At 70.4% G+C, this 3041-nt stretch carries 3 protein-coding genes; all 3 read left to right on the top strand.

What is annotated here, in order from left to right; translation table 11 throughout:
* Positions 1-627 (top strand): WD40 repeat domain-containing protein (locus BCD49_RS39755; protein ID WP_442960544.1); only part of this gene is annotated, 627 nt, incomplete at its 5' end.
* Between the two features lie 438 nt (positions 628-1065).
* The gene (locus tag BCD49_RS39760) at positions 1066-1485 is read left to right on the top strand and encodes a hypothetical protein (protein WP_007512759.1); all 420 of its coding nucleotides are present in this window, start codon (positions 1066-1068) and stop codon (positions 1483-1485) included.
* Between the two features lie 2 nt (positions 1486-1487).
* The coding region (locus tag BCD49_RS39765; protein ID WP_083401990.1) for an NB-ARC domain-containing protein at positions 1488-3041 on the top strand (1554 nt) is incomplete at its 3' end.

A 3041-nucleotide genomic window follows, 5' to 3' on the forward strand; every position in this document is an offset into this window, starting at 1 on the left:
TTGGCATTCGGCCCGAACGGCCTTCTTGCGACAGGCGACCTCGGCATGGTCCGGTTGTGGGACGTCAGCGGCCGGGCCGCGCCCCACCTGCTCAGCTCCACGCCCCCCAGCTACACCTACATGATCAACCAGCTCAACGCGGTGGCGTTCAGCCCGAACGGCCTGCTCGCCTTCGGCGGATCCGACGGCGCGGTGCGCCTCTGGGACATCAGCAACCGGGAGGCGCCCCGCCCACTCGGCGATCCACTCACCGGCGCCACCGCCTCGGTCTACTCGCTGGCGTTCGGTCCGGACGGCATACTTGCCGTCGGCGCAAACGATGGCACGGTGCGCTTGTGGGACGTCAGTGACCGGGGAGCGCCCCGTCCACTTGGTGACCCGATCGCCAGCGTCACAAACTCGCGCACCTCGGTCAACTCAGTGGCGGTTGCCCCTGACGGCCTGCTTGCCGCCGGCGGAGACGACGGCACGGTGCGCATGTGGGATATCGGGGTGCTCCAGTACCTGCGGAACGCCGCAGTCCAGGTCGCCTGCCAACGCGCCGGCCGGGGCCTGGACAAACAGGAATGGACTCGCTACCTCGCCACCGAGCCGTACCGGAACACCTGTCCGGCCAGCGCTCAATAGCCAAATGTAATGTTCGATCTTGTCGGTATACGGTCCTCTGTCGACACCACCCGGCGACCGGCCTAGAGACCCCTCTCGGGGCGTTGACAACCCGCGTCGATATTCAATGTCGACAAACGTCCCAACCGGCCACTGCCGACGGCAAGCTGATCGGCTACGCGCGAGTCTCGATGGCGGACCAGAACCCGACCACCAGGTCGACGCCGATACGAAGGGCAGCCGGTTGTGACGGTGTCCCGCCGGAGGGACTCGACGACCGTCGGCGGGGCACCGTGGCTGTTCCTACTGTGTCGGTCCGGCAGTTCCTCGCCCCCTTGGCCAGATCCGGCGTGGCTGGTCCAATTGGCGGTGGTTGCCGGGGCGGCCGGTCTGGTGATCAGGTGGTGGGTTGGGCGCGTACGGTCATGGTCGACAAGGACGCGTCGCGGGGGGTTGGGGATGACGGGAATCGAGGTCGCGGTCGGGGTGCTGTTCGCCTGGGCGGTCCGTAAGGCGCGCCGGGTCGGCGCCCAGGCGGATGCCGAGGTAGACCGGGCGGTGGACGCTGGGATGGACCGGGTGCATGAGCTGGTCAGCCGGGCGCTGGGTGAGGATCCGGCGCTGGGAAGGCTGCAGGAGGAAGCCCAAGCTGGCGCCGTGGAGTTGTCGGAGCGGACCCAGCAGCGCGTGGCGCGGGCCGTCGAGGATGCCGCCGAGCGGGATCCCGGGTTCGCCGCCGCGCTGGATCAGGCGGTGCGCGACCTGCAGGCCGCCGCTGCCCGGGCAGGCGGGGCGACGGTCTCGGGGACCACGTTCTTCGGGCCGACCGCGATGCAGGTCGGTGACCACAATCAGCAGACGAACACCTTCGGTGGCTGAGCATGGCCGCCGCCTCGTCGTCCGAGAACCCTGACGACGAGAAGCCGGCCCACGTACCGGCGGAGGACACACCTGCGGCATCGGTCAGTGGGAGCTCCTTTACCGGCCCGACCGCCCTGCTGGTCGGCTCCGGTGTACAGAACAACACGTTCCTCATGGGTTCGTCGCAGGTGACTTGGCCACACCGGGTCGGGGTCGTGCCGCGACAGGCGGACTGCTTCCAGCATCGGGCACCAGTCGACCAGCTGGCGACTGCGGTCACTGCCGGCGAGACGGCGGTGGTGTGCCAGGTCCTGGCCGGGATGGGTGGGGTCGGGAAGACCCAGCTCGCCGCCCACTACGCCCACCAGATGTGGGACAGCCGGCAGGTGGATCTACTGGTCTGGATAACCGCGGGCAGCCGGGAGCAGATCCAGACCGGCTACACCATCACCGCTGTCGACGTGGCCGGCGCCGATCAGGGCGACCCGGCGGCCGCCGCCGAAAGGCTGCTTGCCTGGCTGGCCGAAACGGAGAAGCGGTGGCTGGTCGTGCTCGACGATCTCGCAGACCCCGCCGACCTCGCCGGCCTGTGGCCGCCCGACCGGCCGGGCGGTCGTGTTGTGGTCACCACCCGTCGCCGGGACGCGGCCCTGTTCGGCCCCGGCCGTCGCCGGGTCGACGTCGGTATTTTCACCGAGGCCGAGGCGGTGGCCTATCTGGCCGCCACGCTCGCCGCCCACGGCCGCGCCGAGCCAGTCGACCAGCTCGCCGCCTTGTCCGCCGACCTGGGCCATCTGCCGCTCGCCCTAGCCCAGGCTGCCGCCTACCTGCTCGATCTGGACCTCGACGCCCCGACCTACCGGGCCCGGTTGGCCGACCGCAGCCGAACCCTGACCGACCTAGCCCCCAGCGCTCTGCCCGATGACCAACCGGCGCCGGTCGCGGCCGTCTGGTCGTTGTCGATCGACCGCGCCCACCAGCAACGCCCTGTCGGCCTGGCCCGGCCCCTGCTCGAGTCCGCCGCCCTGCTCGACCCCAACGGCATCCCCGAAATCGTCCTCACCAGCCCACCAGCGCTGAGATACCTGGCCAGCCGCCGGCCGGTTCCCGAAAAGCGTCGCCGACGTTGGCGACGCTCGCGTCTGTCCCCAGTCAGCGCGAACGATGCCCGCGACGCGCTGCGGGTCCTGCACCGACTCAGCCTGATTGACCACAACCCCACCAGCCCAGCCCAGACCGTGCGGATCCATCAGCTGCTGCAACGTGCCGTCCGCGAAACCTTGCCGCCCGACGGGCAGCACGCCGCGGGCCGGGCCGCGGCCGACGCACTGATGGCCGTCTGGCCCGAGGTCGAACGCGACACCACCCTCGCCCAGACCCTGCGTACCAACACCGACACCCTGCACACCACTGCCCCCGACCCGCTCTGGCAGCCCGACACCCACCGGGTTCTGTTCCGCGCCGCCAGCAGCCTGGGCAACGCCGGCTTGGCCACCGCCGCCATCGACCGCTACCACCACCTCGCCGACACCGCCCACCACCGTTTCGGCCCCGACCACCCGGACACCCTGACC

Origin of the sequence: Pseudofrankia sp. EUN1h (assembly GCF_001854645.1) — a bacterium.
GTDB classification, from domain to species: Bacteria; Actinomycetota; Actinomycetes; order Frankiales; family Frankiaceae; genus Pseudofrankia; species Pseudofrankia saprophytica.

Excerpts from the sequence above, each read along its gene's own strand:
- BCD49_RS39760 (WP_007512759.1), top strand. The coding sequence starts at position 1,066 with ATGACGGGAATCGAGGTCGCGGTCGGGGTGCTGTTCGCCTGGGCGGTC.